A 17,128-nucleotide genomic window follows, 5' to 3' on the forward strand; every position below is an offset into this window, starting at 1 on the left:
CCAACTAGACTGGAGAGACTAGCCGCTTTCCGGACCAGACTCGGTTCGTATCAATTCCAAAGTGAGGTGCCCTCCCATGGCCATCCTGAGCATTCGCATCATTGGCGATCCTGTCCTAAGGACAAGCACCGAAGAAGTGAGCACCTTCGGCCCTGAGCTGGAGAAACTCATCGAGGATATGCGCCAGACAATGATCGATGTTCGCGGGGCAGGCCTAGCGGCACCACAGATCGGTGTGAACAAGCGGATCTTCACCTACTCCGTGGACGGAGAAGAGGGCTACGTGATCAACCCCGTTCTTGTTGCCAGTGATGACATGGCACCGGCGGAACCCGAAGGCTGTTTGTCTGTGCCCGGTTTAGGCTTCACAGTTGCCCGACACCGCTGGGTAAGAGTGACCGGCGTTGATATGTATGGCCAACCGATCGACCTGGAAGCCACAGGTACCTTGGCTAAGTGCTTCCAGCATGAATGCGATCACCTTGACGGCAAACTTTATGTTGACAGGTTGGAAGGTGAGGACCGTAAAGAAGCCCTCCGCGCTATCCGTATGGCCAACTACCATGAGGTGACTGCGCAAACCATTGCCAGCCGTGCACGCACAGTGGGCTCATCGTTTGGTGCAGGCGCTGCCGAATGAGAGTACTTTTTGCAGGGACACCAGCCGTAGCGTTGCCCTCCCTTGAAGCGTTGCGCAGTGCTGGGCATGAGATCGTTGCCGTGTTGACCCGCCCGGATGCCCCGCTTGGCCGCAAACGGGTCATGACGCCGTCGGCCGTTGCCTCCCGAGCAGCAGAGCTGGGACTGCCCGTCATCAAGACGGACAAGATCGACGCCGAGGCTGCCGCCGCCATCGCAGCGACCGCACCCGAGGTGGCGGCGATTGTTGCCTACGGCGCACTGATTCCGGAACATGCGCTTGTTATCCCAGAGCACGGCTGGATCAATCTACACTTCTCCCTGCTCCCTGCCTGGCGCGGGGCGGCGCCCGTACAGCACTCTGTTATCAACGGCGATGAGGTGACCGGTGCCTCTACTTTCCTACTAGAAAAGGGTCTAGACACCGGGCCCGTTTATGGCACTATGACTGAAGCCATCAAACCCACAGATACCAGCGCCGCGCTGTTGGAGCGGCTCTCCCATAGCGGTGCCATGCTGCTGGCGCAGACCATGGACGGGATTGCGGCCGGAGTACTTGGCGGTGTGGAACAACAGGGCGAAATTTCGTTGGCGCCTAAACTGACGCTTGAAGATGGCCATGTGGTGTGGGGCGATCCTGCTTTAGCCATCAGCCGTCGAATCCGTGGTGTCACTACCGAGCCTGGTGCATGGACCATGATGTCCGGCCAGCGCTTCAAGGTGGGCCCGGTGCTGCTGCGTCCGGAGGTCACAGACTTGACTCCGGCACAGTTGCGGATTGAAGCCAAGTGTGTGCTTGTCGGCACCGGATCGCATGCTGTGGAGCTTGTGGATGTACAGCCTGCGGGGAAAAAACTTATGAAAGCAACCGACTGGGCCCGAGGCCTGGCCAACAAGGAAGATGTGGTGTTTGAATGACCAGCGAGCAAGGCGGACGTTCGAGCCACCGCAACAACAGTTCGGGGCAGGGCAGCCAATCAGGCTCCGGCGGTGTCAAACGTAGAGATGACGCTGGGCGAGAACGCAACCGCAGTACCACCCGCAACCGAACAGAAACGGCACCCGGTCAGCGCACACGCGTTGCCGATTCTGCCCGACTGGTGGCTTTTGAAGTGTTGCGCGCTGTCTCTGCGGACGATGCCTATGCGAACCTGGTACTGCCAACGCGTATCCGCCGCCACGGTCTTGATCGCCGGGATGCCGGTTTCGCCACCGAACTCACTTACGGCGCATTGCGAGCGCAGGGCACGTATGACGCCATCCTTGCGACGTGTGTTGACCGTCCGCTGAGTGAACTGGACCCGGCGATTTTGGATGCTCTGCGCATTGGCACCCACCAGCTGATGGCCATGCGGGTACCCACACACGCGGCTCTGGATGAGACCGTGGGCTTGGCGCGCGCCGCCATTGGCGCAGGCCCATCCGGTTTGGTTAATGCTGTCCTGCGCAAGGTTGCGGCCAAGGAGTTGCCCGAATGGTTGACCGAGCTCACCAAGGGCCTCAGCGATGATGTGAAGATCGCCTCGATTGAACATTCCCACCCCGAATGGATTGTCCGGGCCATGCGACAAGCGCTCGTGGCACACGGGCGCGACGTTTCTGAGATCACCGCCTTGCTGGAGGCTGATAATGCGGCCCCCGTTGTGAACCTCGTTGCGCTGCCAGGTCTGGGAGACCTGTCCGAGGCCTTTGACGCAGGTTTCACACCAGGGGAACTCGTAGTAGATTCCGCGCTGTCATCCGGCGGGGATCTCAGCCGTCTGGACAGCGTTCGGGATGGTTCTGTCCGCGTCCAAGACGCCGGCTCGCAGCTGGTGGCCCGGGCGCTGGCAGCTGTTCAGATCACTTCCGAGCTGGGCGGTGGCGAGGAACGGTGGCTTGACATGTGCGCCGGACCGGGCGGAAAAGCAGCTTTGTTAGCAGCCCTGGCTGGTCAGAAAGATGCCTGGATACTTGCCAATGAACCGTCTGTGCACCGGGCCAAACTGGTCTCCCAAGCACTCGAAGCAGTGCCGCAGGATAGCTGGACTGTGCGCACTGGTGATGGACGCGACATTGGGAAGGAACACCCGGAGGCATTCGATCGAATCCTCGTTGATGCGCCCTGCACAGGCTTGGGTGCGCTGCGTCGCCGACCCGAATCGCGCTGGCGTCGCAAGCTCTCCGATGTCACCGAGCTTGGTCCGCTCCAGCGCGAGCTGCTAAATTCCGCACTGGCGGCCGTCAAGCCTGGGGGAGTTGTCGCCTACGTGACCTGTTCCCCCCACATGGCTGAGACTATCGCCGTCGTTGAGGACGCCATGCGCAAACGCGATGATCTTGAACTTCTCGACGCCGGTGCCGCCCTTGACGCTGTCAGCTTGGGAGGCAACCTGGGCGCAGGGAATTCAAGCTCACCACTGCCGTCGCATCAAAAGATGGCCCAACTATGGCCACACATCCACCAAAGCGATGCCATGTTCCTGGCATTAATCCGTAAAAACTAATCCACCGGAAACAGCCTGATTGATGTCAGTGCTGCCAGCACCAGTGCCTACCCAGAAGATGAGGTTCTTTCGTGAGCAGCCGTTCGCTGAAATGTTGCATCAACCCCAGCATCCTGTCCGCCGACTTCGTTAACCTCCAAGCTGAATTGGCCAGGATCTCCAATGCGGACGCGGTTCATGTGGACGTCATGGACAATCATTTTGTCCCGAATCTAACCATCGGGCTGCCCGTGGTTGAGCGGATCCAGCAGATCAGCACTGTTCCTCTTGATGCGCATCTGATGATTTCCGAGGTTGACCGCTGGGCGCCGCTGTATGCGGATGCTGGTCTAGATTCAGTGACTTTTCACGTGGAAGCCTCAGCTGCACCCATTAAGCTGGCTCGCGAACTGCGGGCCAGGGGAGCTAAAGCTGGCATGGCGCTGCGCCCGGCAACTCCAGTTGAACCGTACCTGGACATGCTGAGCGAGCTGGACATGCTGCTGATCATGACAGTTGAGCCAGGATTTGGTGGGCAAGCCTTTTTGGAGCTGACATTGCCAAAGATCCGCCGCGCCCGGGCAGCTGTGGAAGGCAGCTCCATCAACGTAGCCATCCAAGTTGATGGGGGCATCACGGAAGAGACGATCACCCGTGCTGCTGAAGCTGGAGCGAACATTTTCGTGGCAGGTTCGGCAGTCTACGGGCAGCCCTCACCCGCTGAAGCCATCGACTCTCTGCGGGCCAAGGGACAACTCGCTTTTGGCTAGCTCTTGGAGCTAGCGCGGAGCCCATAGTTTTTGCGAACAGACGGGCACCGTCAACACTTATCACCAAGGCCTTGCACCTGTGGCAAGGAGGCACAGAAAAGTGCCATAATGGTTATAGATGTCCACACTTGTGGGTATTTAAAGAAAAATTACGTGCTCCGGGGTCGGTGTAATTCCGAACCGGCGGTTATAGTCCGCGACCCGTGCGCCGCAAGCTGGCAACAGTAAGCAGTGCACGGTTGATCTGGTGAAATTCCGGAACCGACAGTTAAAGTCTGGATGGGAGAAGCACGAACAGTTTTGGCCGTCAGGTCAGGGGTGTGTTGGTAGCTTTTTCAAAGCTGCCACAGTCCCTGTACCTGTGTGCCAAACTGCGCGTTACCCCCGGAGCCATCGCGGTCTCGAAAGGGCAAGGTAACGATGGACTTTCTGCGGTGGCTCTTTGACGCCAAACTTGAATTCGCCGGCGGCGGTTTCCTGCTGTGGCGTGAAGTCATAGGCAATCTTTTTGGGCTCGCCAGCGCCCTCGGCGGTATGCGCCGTAAAATCTGGGCATGGCCAGTGGGCATTGTCGGCAACGTCCTACTCTTCACTGTCTTCATGGGTTCAGTCTTTGGCTCCCCAGAACACGTGAATCTTTTGGGCCAGGCAGGCCGGCAAATCATGTTCATCGCCGTCTCCGTTTATGGCTGGCGCCGCTGGCAACAAAGCAAGGACATGAAGAATGACGCCGGAGCTCACGTTGGCGAAGCCGTCGAGCCCCGCTGGGCCGGAACGCGCGTGCGATGGATACTCGTTGGCACCATGATCGCAGGAACCGCAATCCTGACCCCCATCTTCAAAGCCATGGGCTCCTATGAGCCTGTTTGGGCGGACGCATGGATCTTTATGGGTTCGCTACTGGCCACTTACGGGATGGCCAAGGGCTGGGTAGAGTTTTGGCTCATCTGGGTGGTTGTGGACCTCGTGGGTGTGCCACTGCTTTTCAGTGCCGGCTACTACGCCTCAGCTTTCATGTACATCTTCTACGGTGCATTCACCCTGACCGGATTCTTCGTATGGTGGAGGGTGCGGCATAACAGTGATGCACAAGCTCGCAAAGTATCAGTTGACACCACCTTCCCCGACATCACTGTGGGCACCAGAGAGGCCAAACCATGAACTTCAGTAATTTGAACCGCGGTTCCTTCAGCCAGGATCCCCACATCACAGAGCCGGAGCACTTCACCGGTGCCGAAATTCTCGGCATGGAAACGGCTCTCTCGGCTGCACGGCAGGGCGTACGTGGCGCGAATCCGCTAGTGGGAGCGGTGATTATTGACGCTGATGGGACCTTCTTAGCGATTGGCCACCACCGTGGCGCGGGCACTGCGCACGCCGAAACAGATGTGATTAACCGGCTTCTGGGCACTGGCGTGAAACGGGACTTGTCAGCAGCTACGCTCATCGTTACGCTCGAACCCTGCAATCATGTTGGCCTCACCGGACCATGCTCCCAAGCAATCCTGGACGCCGGTATTGGCAATGTGGTTTTTGCTCTCCGAGACCCCCACCAGCCCGCATCCGGCGGCGCCGATGTGCTCCATAAGGAAGGCATCAACGTCCGAATGGGCCTGATGGCTGCGGAAGCCGAAGATCTCAACCGGCAATGGTTCGTGGCTGTGCGTCAAAACCGCCCCTTTATTACTGCCAGGTTGGCGCAGACGGTCGATGGGCGAATCGCTGCCATTGATGGCACCAGCCAGTGGATCACTTCACAGGAATCACGCCAAGATTCGCACGAGCTGCGGGCCAGGGTAGATGCCATCGTTGTGGGCACCGAAACGGTGATCGCAGATAACCCGCGGCTAACCGCCCGAGCAGCCGACGACACTGATGCGGCCAAACAGCCGCTGCGTGTTGTCATGGGAATGCGCGAGGTGCCGGAAGATGCCGCTGTCCGGGGCCGAGCAACAGCATCAGATGATTCCGCATCGCGGGTCAGCACTCGCCCGAAAACTAGTGCCGAGCTGAAAGCCGGAGACAATCTCAAAACCAGCCCCGACTTCTTGGGCCACGAAGGTTTCCTGGCCCTGCACACCCACGATCCTGCCGCCGTGGTCCGTGAACTACAGGAGCGCGGGGTTGGTCACCTCATGATCGAAGGCGGTGCCAAAATTAACGCGGCCTTCTTAGCTCGCGGACTCGTGGACGAGCTCATCGTGTACCTCGCTCCGACCCTGTTGGGCTCGGGCATACCCGCACTATCTGATCTGGGCATCGGCACCCTCGGGGAGGCCCAGCGCTGGGAATGGGATGCCACCACCACTGGTCCCGTCCAAGTGCTTGGCCCCGACTTGAAATTGACGCTGATGCCAGCCAAAGCGGCCGCCAGCGATGAAGGAATGTGAGATGTTTACAGGAATTATTGAAGGCCGCGGCATAGTTCTCACGCTGGAGCAACGACCAGAATCAGACAGCGCAGTGCTTGTTATTGAAGCAGGAGAGGCACTGGCTGGCTTGGATCTTGGCGGCTCGATCGCCATCAACGGGGTATGTCTAACAGCCGTGCAGCTTGGCCCTGGCACGGTTGAAGTTGATGTGATGGGGGAGACCCTGCTGCGCACCACAACGGGGCGGTTGCGAAGCGGCGAACGGGTGAATCTTGAGCGCTGCGTGATTGCCGGTGGGCGTCTGGATGGGCATGTTGTCCAGGGCCATGTTGATGGAGTAGGCGCGCTGCTAGAGCGGGAGAGTCTTGGCAAGTGGGATAGATTGCGCTTTTCGGTGCCGCGGGAGCTCTCCCAGTACATCGCAGAAAAAGGCTCCATTGCCATCGACGGTGTTTCGCTCACTGTGACCGCCGTCAGCCCCGCCAGCGTGTTCGAGCAATGGTTTGAGGTGGGCCTTATCCCCGTGACATTGGCTAACACCGGATTAGGAAAGAAAACGGTGGGCGGCACCGTTAATCTGGAAGTGGATGTGCTGGCTAAGTATGCCCAGCGCCTGCTTGAATTCAGCATGTTCAAGGGAGCAACATCATGAGTGAGGCAACAAATCCGGTAACTCTCTTGGACCCGGTGGCGTTGGCAATCGCGGCCATCGCGCGTGGCGAAGCTGTGCTGGTGGTTGATGACGAAGACCGTGAAAACGAAGGCGACATTATTTTTGCCGCTCAGCACAGCACACCCGCACTGATGGGCTGGACCATTCGGCACAGCTCTGGTGTCATCTGCGTGCCGATGGACACTGCCCACGCTGACCGTTTGGCCCTGCCGCCCATGGTGCGCAACAACCAGGACGCCAAGGGCACCGCATACACCGTCAGTTGTGACGCGGCCGCGGGGGTCTCCACGGGGATTAGCGCCACTGACAGGTCGCTGACCGCCACCGTGTTGGCCAATCCAACTGCCATGCACGACGCCGTCACCCGGCCCGGGCACATGTTCCCCCTTCGCGCCGTTGCTGGGGGAGTGCGCCAGCGGCCAGGACATACTGAAGCTGCTGTTGAGTTGTGCCGGCTGGCAGCCTGCGAAACGGTAGCCATCATTGCCGAGGTTGTTGATGACGGTGGAGAGATGGTCAGACTCACCGGACTGCGTGAATTTGCCAACCAGAATAACCTTATTTTGATCTCGATCGCCGATCTGGTGGTGTTCCTAGCGCTTGCTGGTGCCGCCGAACCCGGTGCGGATGCCGTGCAAGGAAGCCTGACGTGAGTAACGAGCAAGCGCCTGCGGCTCAGTCACTGGTGAGCGGTGGGCCGGTAGTGGCACTGCCCACCCGGTTTGGGACCTTCGCCGCGCAAGCATGGGTGGATGGGGAAACCGGTGCCGAACACCTGAGTCTTAGCGCACCGGGTGACTTAGCCATCGTGCCATTCGCCAGCATGCCATTCGACAGCGCACACTTGGCCAGCGCACCCTTGGCCAGCTCGCAAGGTGAGGTTTTGACGCAGAACTTAGGTGAGCGCGTCGTACCTCTTGTGCGGTTGCATTCGGAATGTCTCACAGGTGATGTTTTTGGTTCCTACCGTTGCGATTGTGGTGAACAACTGGACTACGCAATGGAGCTGATTCACCGGCGCGGCGGCACACTTGTGTACCTGCGTGGTCATGAGGGGCGGGGGATTGGGTTGGCGAACAAAATGCGCGCCTACAGTCTCCAGGAAGCAGGCGCGGACACGGTGGAAGCCAATGAACAGCTGGGACTGCCCGTCGATGGTCGTGATTACGGCGCCGCGGCAGGGATCTTGCATGCATTGGGGCTGGTACGTATTGACTTACTGAGCAATAACCCGCTCAAACACGAGGATCTAACTCGACGCGGCATTGAGGTGGTGCACGTGGTACCCACGCAAGTCCCTGCCCGTGCCGAGAACCTGCGCTACCTGCAAACCAAACGGGATCGCATGCATCATGCGCTCTCCATCAGCAACCCCACGACGGAAGGACTCGCCACATGAGCGGCCACGGAGCACCCAGCATTGCCTTTAACTCTGAGGAAAAAGCACACACAGGATCCCTGCGTTTGGCCATTGTAGCGGCCAGCTGGCACACCGAAATTATGGCTGGGTTGGTGGCCGGTGCCTTGCGTGGAGCATCGGATGCGGGCATAGCGAACCCAACGCTTGTGCGAGTGCCGGGAAGTTTTGAGCTTCCCGTAGCTGTTGCCCGGCTGGCAGCTAAGTTTGACGCCGTGGTGGCGTTGGGCGTTGTTATCCGCGGCGGCACACCGCATTTTGAGTACGTCTGCCAGGCGGCGACCATGGGCCTGAGCGAGGTGAGCGTTCGCACGGGCGTCCCTGTTGGCTTCGGCGTCCTCACCTGCGACACCGAAGAGCAGGGTCTTGCCCGCGCCGGATTACCCGGTTCGGTTGAGGATAAAGGACATGAGGCAGTAACAGCCGCCTTGGCCACAGCAGTGACACTGGCTCAACTCGGTGTCTAGCTCCCGTTGTGCGCTGAAGGTTTGCCGCAGAGTTTTTGCTCACATGCTGGACACACTCCGTCTGAGAAACTGCGAAGAGAGTTTGAACCAAGTAGGGTGTAAGCCGTGAAGACCTTCGAATCCCTTTTTGATGAGCTCAGTGCGAAAGCCGCAGCCCGGCCCGCTGGCTCCCGTACCGTAGCCGAACTTGAGTCTGGCATTCACGGTATCGGCAAGAAAGTGGTTGAGGAAGCTGCTGAGGTGTGGATGGCCGCCGAATACGAGTCGGATGAAGCCTGCGCCGAAGAGATTTCCCAGCTGTTCTACCACCTGCAGGTCATGATGATCGCCAAGGGTTTGAGTCTTCAGGACGTTTACAAGCATCTCTAGCCACCTGCCGTGGCTGCTCGCTCGTCCCTGAAATGGCATTGAGTCCAATGCTGAAAACCTGTTTTTGATCTGATCTGAAGGATATTTCCTATGCTGCGTGTTGCCGTCCCCAACAAGGGTGCCCTGTCTGAAGCCGCTTCAGCGATGTTGGCGGAGGCTGGTTACCGTCAGCGCCGTGACTCGCGTGAGCTGGTCATGGTTGACCCTGAGAACAACGTTGAATTCTTTTTCCTGCGTCCCCGTGACATTGCTGTTTACGTGGGCGCCGGCACCTTGGATGTGGGCATCACAGGCCGAGACCTTTTGATGGATGCCCAGGTTGATGCCGATGAACTCCTACCCCTTGGTTTTGCCATCTCAACCTTCCGCTTCGCCGGTCCGGTGGGCCACTTCAGCAGTGCCGCCGAGCTTGAGGGCAAGCGCCTAGCAACCAGTTACGATGTGTTGCTGCGCGAATATTTGGCTGAATTGGGCATTAACGCCCAAGTGGTGCGGCTCGATGGCGCCGTTGAATCCTCTGTCCGTTTAGGCGTTGCTGACGCTATTGCCGACGTCGTGGAAACCGGAAGCACGCTCAAAGCTGCTGGCATGGAAATTTTCGGTGAGCCTATTCTGAACTCGGAAGCACTGCTCATTGGTCGCCGCGGGGTCACCCCACCTCCCGGCGTCGAAGTATTGATTCGGCGTCTGCACAGCGTTTTGGTTGCACGCCAATACGTACTCCTTGATTACGATGTGCCCAAGACACTCATGGATGAGGCCACCGCCCTGACCCCGGGACTGGAATCACCCACAGTTTCCCCTCTGCGTGACACCGACTGGGTAGCTGTGCGCTCCATGGTTGCTGCCAAGGACACCAACCGCATCATGGATGAGCTCTATGAGCTCGGTGCCCGTGCAATCCTGGTCAGCAGCATCCACGCCTGCCGCATCTAATCCATGGCTGCCTTTCAAAACTAAAGACAAAGAAGGTATAGGCCATGAGTGTTGCCATTAGAGTAATTCCCTGCCTGGACGTTGACGCCGGCAGGGTGGTCAAAGGTGTGAAGTTCCAGAATCTGCGCGACGCCGGAGATCCCGTTGAGTTGGCTCAGCGTTACGACCGCGCCGGGGCAGATGAGCTGACGTTCCTGGACGTCACTGCTTCTTCCGGAAACCGGGAGACAACCTTTGATGTTGTTTCCCGGGCTGCCGAGCAGATTTTCATTCCACTGACAGTAGGTGGAGGAGTCCGCGAGGTATCTGATGTAGATAAGCTCTTGCGTTACGGTGCTGATAAGGCCTCCATTAATACTGCGGCCATAGCGCGCCCGGCGGTGATCGATGAGATCACCCGCCGGTTCGGTTCACAAGTTCTGGTGCTCAGCGTTGACGCACGCCGCACCCAGGGCGGAATCACGCCCTCCGGCTTTGAAGTGACCACCCATGGTGGCCGCAATGGCACCGGCATGGATGCCATTGAATGGGCCAGGGAGGCTGCGGATCGGGGCGTGGGCGAGATCTTGTTGAACTCCATCGATGCCGACGGCACCAAGGAAGGCTTCGACTTGGAACTCATTCGTCTTGTGCGTGCGGCTGTGCGTATCCCCATTATCGCTTCAGGTGGGGCGGGGAAGCCCGAACATTTCCCACCGGCAGTCGCGGCGGGAGCTAACGCGGTGCTGGCCGCATCTGTTTTCCACTTTGGGCCAGACAGCGCCATTGCGGACGTAAAGAAGGCCATCCGCGAAGCCGGCTATGAGGTCCGCTAACCCCCCGACACTCTCGAGGGGTTAGAGTCCCACTTCGGCGGTTTGCAGCAGAGCGACGGCGTCGGGCTGGCCCTCAAAAGAAACCAAGGCATGGCCTGTGCGGCCATTGGCGTGCATCAGCAGTTCGCCAGGGGCTCCAATGATGGCCACCGAGACGGGCGCGCGCTTGGCCACGTGGCGTGGGCCGTTGGGGTTGACGAGTACTATCCCCAAATCCACGCTGCGGTACATGATCGCTGCTCGTTTAATGAGATCGGCCCAGAGCGCTTCGGAGTAGCCTGCGTCCAGTGCCCTCGGAGCCCACCGGTCCGTAGCGCGCCTGACATCCTCGGTGTGCACGAAGAACTCGGTCAGGTTCGCATTTTTATCTACTGTCTTAAGCGCAAAGGGTGACATTTTGGGCGGTCCAGCGCGAAACTTCTCCACGAGGGCTGCGAAAGTTCCGGGGCTGCTTGATTCCTCCGCCAGCTTAGCGATGGCCTTGTCTGTGGCCTTTTTCCAAGGCTTGAGAACCATCCCCAGGCCTACGCCGGGATTATGTTCACGCAGGTAGAGGTGCGCAGCCAGTTCCTGGGTTCGCCATCCATCACAAAGCGTGTCAGCTCCCGGACCGGCTGCCAGCAGGGTCTCGGCGAGAAATTCACGGGAAGGTTCTACAAATTGCATCACTTGTGAAATTAGCATGTATTCCTGGCGGGCGTCACCAGGAACCGCCGCATGTCGACGCCTTATTGCATTAGATTGCATTAGATTGCCTTAGCTGCCCTCAGATTCCCTGCTTCAGGGAGCAGGAGACGTTAGTTCGGGTTACATGATGTCCCTGCCACTACACGTCCAGTGGCCCCCTAGATTTTTTTCTGGCACTAGAATTGGCTGTGATGCAGCAAAGCCCAGTACCCCAGTTCGCGCCAGTGCCTTCCCCAGGTGAGCCGTCTCTTGAGTTGCCGGCGGATATCGCCGCGAGACTTACTCATGATGGGGCCGGATTGGTCGCCGCCATCATCCAGCAGTTCGACTCCCAAGAAGTGCTGATGCTCGGATGGATGGACAATGAGGCCCTTCGCCGCACGCTCAGCTCAGGCAGGGTCACCTTTTACTCCCGCTCACGCCAAGAGTATTGGCGTAAGGGCGACACTTCAGGACATTTTCAGTATGTGAAGTCTGTGGCCCTGGACTGTGATGGGGACGCATTGTTAATAAATGTGGACCAGGTCGGTGCAGCCTGCCACACAGGGACGCACACATGTTTCGATGCCCGACAGCTCAGCGCAGTTGTGGGCAGCCGCGGAGAATAGGCCAGCACACGGTGTACTTTTTCTTCTCGCCTGACTCAAGAAAGCTATACATTATATGCAAGATTTAGGTGTCATCAGCCCCACTCTGGGGGAGTTTCGGGAACTTGCCCGGACTCGCAGGGTTGTTCCTGTCCATCTGAAGGTCCTCGCCGACGCGCAAACGCCGATTGGCCTATACCGGTCACTTGCCGCTGAGGCACCCGGTACGTTCTTGATGGAATCGGCCGCCGTGGGTGGTGTGTGGTCGCGCTACTCGTTCATTGGCGTGCGTTCAAGCGCCACTTTGACTACGGAGGACGGCGTGGCGTTCTGGCAAGGGGAGCCACCGGTGGGCGTTCCCCTGACAGGCAACCCTGTGGACGCCATGGAAGCAACTCTGAAACTACTTGCTACCGAGCGATTTGTTGGGCTCCCGCCCTTCACTTCAGGCCTGGTGGGGTTTGTTGGGTGGGAAGCTGTCCGACACTGGGAAAAGCTGCCCAATCCGGCAGTTGATGACCTGCACCTGCCCGAGGTTGCCTTGAACCTTGTGGCCGACATGGCGGTCCATGACAATAACGAGGGCACGGTGCTATTGATTGCCAATGCCATCAACGCCAATGGCACTGATGACAACGTTGACGGCGCGTGGCATGACGCCGTGTCCCGTGTTCACGCCATGGTGGATCAGCTACGCAAACCGCTAGTTCAGCCCATTTCCGTGGTGGACGTCCCAGCAGCCAGTTTTGCTCAGAGTGTGCAGGAACAATGGGACCGCAACGACTATTTGAAGGCCCTTGACCTAGCCAAGGCAGCCATTGTTGAAGGTGAAGTTTTCCAGGTAGTTGTTTCGCGTCGTTTTGAGATGGCCTGCGAAGCGACAGCACTGGATGTTTATAGGGTTTTACGCAACACCAATCCCAGCCCCTACATGTATCTCTATAGTTTTGAGGACGCGAAGGGACAGCCGTACTCCATTGTGGGGTCCTCTCCCGAAGCACTTGTTAGCGTTCTGGGCAGTGAAGTGATCACCCACCCCATTGCAGGCTCAAGACCGCGCGGGAAAACCACTGAGGATGACAAGTGGCTTGCCAAAGATTTATTGGCCGATGAAAAGGAACGCTCGGAGCACTTGATGCTCGTTGACCTTTCCCGCAATGACCTCTCCAAGGTGTGTGTGCCAGGAACCGTTGATGTCACCCAATTCATGGAAGTGGAACGGTTTAGCCACATCATGCACCTGGTCTCCACAGTGGTGGGAACTTTGAGCCCGGAGAAGAACGCCTACGACGTGTTGGCGGCAACGTTCCCCGCTGGCACGCTCTCGGGAGCACCCAAACCCCGTGCACTGCGGCTTTTGGATGAACTCGAACCTGTGCGGCGTGGCATTTACGGTGGCGTTGTTGGCTACCTTGACTTCGCCGGTGACATGGACATGGCCATCGCCATACGTTCGGCCCTTCTGCGCGATGGTAAAGCCTATGTTCAGGCAGGTGGAGGCATCGTGGCTGATTCTGTTAATGAAACTGAGGCTGAAGAAACAGTGAATAAGGCAGCAGCACCACTACGAGCCGTCTACGCCGCAGCCTCATTGCGCGCCTTGGATGAGAACCCAGGAGATCACTGATGAGCACAGAACTTCCGCACACTTCGGCACGAACCGTGCCTTTTTGGCAGCGCAAGTCCACCTTGATTCTGCTGGCAGTTTTAGCCGCACTGGCCGTTTTTGGCACCACAACTCAGACGTGGATCCATGTGGCAATTGGTCAAGGCGAGGTAGCCCAAACGGACTTGGACATCCCGGGCAGCAAAGCGGCCGTGGCCGTATCGGCGCTGGCACTGGTGGCTCTGGCCGGCTCGCTAGCAACCAGCATTGCCGGGAAAATAGCTCGCTACATCACCACAGCGATCATGGCCCTCAGCGCTGTGGGGATTGCCGCCGTCGTACTGGGAGTTCTCACTAACCCGGTGGCCGCAGCCATGGCTGAAGTTGGCGCGGCAACAGGCATTGAAGGCCAGGGCGCCAACGCCACAACGACGATTTTTCCTGTTCTAGCGATGGTGGCCGCGGTGATCCTGGGGATAGCTGCGCTGCTGGTTCTTTGGTACGGACGTTCTTGGAGTGTGCGCACCAAATACGACGCCGCCAAGGAGACACAGGCGAACACGGATGATGAGCCGATTGACGAAATTGACAGATGGGACCAGCTCAGCCGTGGCGAGGATCCCACAGTATAAGCGCGGCGCACATCGTTGCAGTGCCCAGCTTTCGGTTTCCATAGGCAAGTAATGGCAGAATGTATTTCAGTATCCGCGTTAAATAGGGAGATTTACCATGAGCAACAAGTCGACTGCATCAGTAGCCGTACAAGAACCGATGGACCATAGCGTTGAACTGGGTCATGGCAACAGCCCGGCTGCATGGACAAGCGTTGCCGTCATGCTGGTTGGTGTGCTGGTCGGTTGCATCGCTTTCCTGATCGGGGAAAGCGCCATGTTGCTGTTCTGGATCGGGGTAGGAATCATCGCCGTCGGCGTCATCCTGGGCCCGGTTCTAAAAGCTGCAGGCTACGGTGTTGGTGGCAGCAAGCTGAAGAGCAACGGCCACTAGTAGTGAGTGTTTTGCTGGACATTATTGATGGTGTTCGCCAGGATATGGCCGCTCGTGCAGAAAAGGTGAGTCTCGCCGATCTGCAGGAGCGCATCAAAGATGTTCCCCCGGCGCTGGATGCCTGGGCTGCGTTGGGCGGCGATAGCGCTGTTCGGGCTGATCTGTTGGTCATAGCCGAGGTCAAGCGCCGCAGCCCCTCCAAAGGGGACTTGGCGGGGATCGCCGATCCTGCTGCTTTGGCGGGGCTGTATCGCGACGGTGGGGCCTCCGTGATCAGCGTGCTTACGGAAGCGCGCAGGTTTGGCGGCTCGTTGGCCGACCTTGACGCCGTGCGTGCGGCCGTGGACATCCCAGTTCTGCGCAAGGACTTCACCTGCGATGAGTACATGATCTACGAGGCCCGTGCCCACGGAGCTGATCTGGTACTGCTCATTGTTGCAGCGCTCAGCGATGAAGAGTTGGGCAGCTATTTAGCCCTAACTCACGAACTCGGCATGAACGCAATAGTCGAAACGCACACTGCCGAAGAGATCGCACGAGCGGTTGCGGTTGGCGCGAAGATCATTGGCATCAACGTTCGGAACTTAAAAACTCTGGAGGTGGATCGTGGGGTGTTTGCCTCACTGGCAGGTGGCATCCCCGCAGGACCGATCGTTGTTGCGGAGTCAGGCGTTCGCGATGTTAGCGACGTTGAGCATTACTGTGCACACGGGGCACACGCCATTTTGGTGGGTGAAGCTCTCGTGAAAGATGCAACTCCACGCGAGCGGATAGCAGAATTTAAGTCCGCCGGGGCGCTGGCAATCAGCACCCGTTAGCGAATGGCTTGCCCCGGTAAAGGTGCTTTGCGTGCCGAAACCGGGCAACGGGTTACCGTCGCCATAACCGCTCAAAGAAGCTACCGCCATAAGAAAATTTAGTGCACAATTATCCAGGAACAGGACGGTGAAACTGATGGCTCAAGTGCCAGCAGCTTCGTCACAGGATCCCGCTGACATGGTGGATCCAGCAACAGCATTCCTGCAGGGCGGCGTCCCTGCAGAATCAACCCCTGAGCATTCGCTTCGGCATGCGCCGGGGCCTTACTTTGGCAGCTACGGCGGTCGCTGGATGCCAGAATCGCTGATTGCCGCTCTGGACGAGCTTGAAGACACTTTTGAGAAAGCCAAAGTCGACCCTGAGTTCCTCGCTGAAGTTGCAGAACTAAACAAGAACTATTCGGGACGTCCCTCACTGCTTACTGAGGCTAAACGCTTCAGCGAACACGCCGGTGGGGCACGGATTTTTCTCAAGCGCGAAGACTTGAACCACACTGGTTCCCACAAAATCAACAATGTCATAGGCCAAGCGCTGCTAGCTAAGCGCATGGGTAAGACGCGCATTATTGCCGAAACCGGTGCCGGCCAGCACGGGGTTGCAAGCGCAACTGCAGCAGCTTTGTTGGGCATGGAATGCGTTGTTTACATGGGTGCAGAAGATTGCCGACGCCAAGCTCTCAACGTGGCTCGCATGCAACTTCTGGGAGCCACTGTTGTACCCGTGACAAACGGTTCACAGACACTCAAGGACGCCATCAATGACGCCCTTCGTGACTGGGTTGCCAACGTGGAGAACACACACTACCTATTGGGTACGGTCTCAGGTGCTCACCCATTCCCGGCCATGGTGCGCTTCTTCCACGAAGTAATTGGTGAAGAAGCACGTGGGCAGATCATTGAGCAGGTCGGGCGACTGCCTGACGCCGTATGTGCCTGCATTGGTGGCGGCTCCAATGCCATCGGTTTGTTCCATGGATTCCTGGATGACTCCTCGGTGAAGATGTTTGGTTTCGAGGCAGCCGGTGATGGCATTGATACGGCTCGCCACGCAGCGACCATCAGCTTGGGGCGCCCCGGTGTGCTGCACGGCGCGCTGACCTACCTGATGCAAGACGATGACGGACAGACAATTGATTCACACTCCATCTCTGCAGGTCTTGACTACCCGGGAGTGGGTCCGGAGCATTCCTACCTGCACGACATTGGTCGTGTCAGCTATGAACCCATCACCGATACCCAGGCCATGGACGCCTTCAATCTACTGAGCCGCACCGAAGGTATCATCCCGGCCATCGAGTCCGCGCACGCATTGGCTGGTGCATTGAGTGTTGGTAAACGCCTTGTTGCGCACGCAGAAAAGCCTGAAGACGTGGTGATCATCGTGAACCTTTCTGGCCGCGGTGACAAGGATGTGCAGACCGCTGCTGAGTGGTTTGGCATGATCGATGAAGATGGGAATGTCAAAGGCACCATGCTTTCCACCCGTGCTGCCAAGGGTGCAG

19 protein-coding genes, 1 pseudogene and 1 riboswitch are annotated in these 17,128 nt (G+C 58.3%); of the genes and pseudogenes, 19 read left to right on the forward strand and 1 reads right to left on the reverse strand.

Annotated elements, in window-relative coordinates:
• The first annotated feature begins 76 nt into the window (after positions 1 to 76).
• The 13 genes from def to hisF all read left to right on the forward strand — a co-directional run bounded on the left by def (position 77) and on the right by hisF (position 10,923).
• Positions 77 to 640 carry a peptide deformylase gene (def, locus tag AAFM46_RS06725; RefSeq protein WP_343320110.1) on the forward strand — a complete coding sequence of 188 codons (564 nt, stop codon included), beginning with the start codon at positions 77 to 79 and terminating at the stop codon, positions 638 to 640.
• Entirely contained in the window at positions 637 to 1,557 is a 921-nt protein-coding gene (locus AAFM46_RS06730; RefSeq protein ID WP_343320111.1) for a methionyl-tRNA formyltransferase, read from the forward strand. Before def ends, AAFM46_RS06730 begins: the two co-directional genes overlap by 4 nt.
• Positions 1,554 to 3,125, forward strand: a complete 1,572-nt coding sequence (locus AAFM46_RS06735; RefSeq protein ID WP_343320112.1) for a transcription antitermination factor NusB — start codon at positions 1,554 to 1,556, stop codon at positions 3,123 to 3,125. The genes AAFM46_RS06730 and AAFM46_RS06735 overlap by 4 nt, the downstream gene beginning before the upstream one ends.
• A 71-nt stretch (positions 3,126 to 3,196) precedes the next feature.
• A complete protein-coding gene (gene rpe, locus AAFM46_RS06740) occupies positions 3,197 to 3,874 on the forward strand; it encodes a ribulose-phosphate 3-epimerase (protein ID WP_283531479.1) in 678 nt (225 codons plus the stop codon).
• Between the two features lie 150 nt (positions 3,875 to 4,024).
• Positions 4,025 to 4,169, forward strand: a riboswitch (FMN riboswitch).
• Between the two features lie 125 nt (positions 4,170 to 4,294).
• Positions 4,295 to 5,035 carry a nicotinamide riboside transporter PnuC gene (gene pnuC / locus AAFM46_RS06745; protein WP_343320113.1) on the forward strand — a complete coding sequence of 247 codons (741 nt, stop codon included), beginning with the start codon at positions 4,295 to 4,297 and terminating at the stop codon, positions 5,033 to 5,035.
• Entirely contained in the window at positions 5,032 to 6,264 is a 1,233-nt protein-coding gene (gene ribD / locus AAFM46_RS06750) for a bifunctional diaminohydroxyphosphoribosylaminopyrimidine deaminase/5-amino-6-(5-phosphoribosylamino)uracil reductase RibD (protein ID WP_343320115.1), read from the forward strand. The genes pnuC and ribD overlap by 4 nt, the downstream gene beginning before the upstream one ends.
• A gap of 1 nt (position 6,265) precedes the next feature.
• Positions 6,266 to 6,898 carry a riboflavin synthase gene (locus AAFM46_RS06755; protein WP_343320116.1) on the forward strand — a complete coding sequence of 211 codons (633 nt, stop codon included), beginning with the start codon at positions 6,266 to 6,268 and terminating at the stop codon, positions 6,896 to 6,898.
• Entirely contained in the window at positions 6,895 to 7,572 is a 678-nt protein-coding gene (gene ribB, locus AAFM46_RS06760) for a 3,4-dihydroxy-2-butanone-4-phosphate synthase (RefSeq protein WP_343320117.1), read from the forward strand. The genes AAFM46_RS06755 and ribB overlap by 4 nt, the downstream gene beginning before the upstream one ends.
• Positions 7,569 to 8,318, forward strand: coding sequence for a GTP cyclohydrolase II (locus AAFM46_RS06765; RefSeq protein ID WP_283531474.1), 750 nt, complete (start codon positions 7,569 to 7,571; stop codon positions 8,316 to 8,318). The genes ribB and AAFM46_RS06765 overlap by 4 nt, the downstream gene beginning before the upstream one ends.
• A complete protein-coding gene (ribH, locus tag AAFM46_RS06770; RefSeq protein ID WP_343320119.1) occupies positions 8,315 to 8,803 on the forward strand; it encodes a 6,7-dimethyl-8-ribityllumazine synthase in 489 nt (162 codons plus the stop codon). Before AAFM46_RS06765 ends, ribH begins: the two co-directional genes overlap by 4 nt.
• A 105-nt stretch (positions 8,804 to 8,908) precedes the next feature.
• A complete protein-coding gene (locus tag AAFM46_RS06775; protein WP_283531472.1) occupies positions 8,909 to 9,172 on the forward strand; it encodes a phosphoribosyl-ATP diphosphatase in 264 nt (87 codons plus the stop codon).
• Between the two features lie 90 nt (positions 9,173 to 9,262).
• Positions 9,263 to 10,108 carry an ATP phosphoribosyltransferase gene (gene hisG, locus AAFM46_RS06780; protein ID WP_283531471.1) on the forward strand — a complete coding sequence of 282 codons (846 nt, stop codon included), beginning with the start codon at positions 9,263 to 9,265 and terminating at the stop codon, positions 10,106 to 10,108.
• Between the two features lie 44 nt (positions 10,109 to 10,152).
• Entirely contained in the window at positions 10,153 to 10,923 is a 771-nt protein-coding gene (hisF, locus tag AAFM46_RS06785) for an imidazole glycerol phosphate synthase subunit HisF (RefSeq protein ID WP_343320121.1), read from the forward strand.
• A gap of 21 nt (positions 10,924 to 10,944) precedes the next feature.
• Here the strand turns inward: hisF and AAFM46_RS06790 are convergent, their stop codons facing one another.
• Positions 10,945 to 11,589: a TIGR03085 family metal-binding protein gene (locus tag AAFM46_RS06790; protein ID WP_343320401.1), complete on the reverse strand. Its 645-nt coding sequence runs from the start codon at positions 11,587 to 11,589 to the stop codon at positions 10,945 to 10,947.
• A gap of 212 nt (positions 11,590 to 11,801) precedes the next feature.
• Here AAFM46_RS06790 and hisI point away from each other — a divergent pair, with 212 nt between their 5' ends.
• From hisI to trpB, 6 genes and pseudogenes are all read left to right on the forward strand, one after another.
• Positions 11,802 to 12,218 (forward strand): phosphoribosyl-AMP cyclohydrolase, encoded by a 417-nt coding sequence (gene hisI / locus AAFM46_RS06795; protein WP_283531469.1) that lies wholly within the window; start codon positions 11,802 to 11,804, stop codon positions 12,216 to 12,218.
• 55 nt (positions 12,219 to 12,273) lie between these two features.
• Positions 12,274 to 13,824: an anthranilate synthase component I gene (locus AAFM46_RS06800; RefSeq protein WP_283531468.1), complete on the forward strand. Its 1,551-nt coding sequence runs from the start codon at positions 12,274 to 12,276 to the stop codon at positions 13,822 to 13,824.
• On the forward strand, positions 13,824 to 14,435 hold the full coding sequence (locus AAFM46_RS06805) for a Trp biosynthesis-associated membrane protein (RefSeq protein ID WP_283531467.1): 612 nt from the start codon (positions 13,824 to 13,826) through the stop codon (positions 14,433 to 14,435). Before AAFM46_RS06800 ends, AAFM46_RS06805 begins: the two co-directional genes overlap by 1 nt.
• 97 nt (positions 14,436 to 14,532) lie before the next feature.
• Positions 14,533 to 14,808: an HGxxPAAW family protein gene (locus AAFM46_RS06810; protein WP_283531466.1), complete on the forward strand. Its 276-nt coding sequence runs from the start codon at positions 14,533 to 14,535 to the stop codon at positions 14,806 to 14,808.
• A gap of 2 nt (positions 14,809 to 14,810) precedes the next feature.
• On the forward strand, positions 14,811 to 15,626 hold the full coding sequence (gene trpC, locus AAFM46_RS06815) for an indole-3-glycerol phosphate synthase TrpC (protein ID WP_283531465.1): 816 nt from the start codon (positions 14,811 to 14,813) through the stop codon (positions 15,624 to 15,626).
• Positions 15,627 to 15,762: 136 nt separating this feature from the next.
• Positions 15,763 to 17,079, forward strand: a pseudogene (gene trpB, locus AAFM46_RS06820) (tryptophan synthase subunit beta); the annotation flags it as partial.
• Between the last annotated feature and the right edge of the window lie 49 nt (positions 17,080 to 17,128).

The organism is Arthrobacter sp. TMP15 (assembly GCF_039529835.1).
Lineage (GTDB): Bacteria > Actinomycetota > Actinomycetes > Actinomycetales > Micrococcaceae > Specibacter.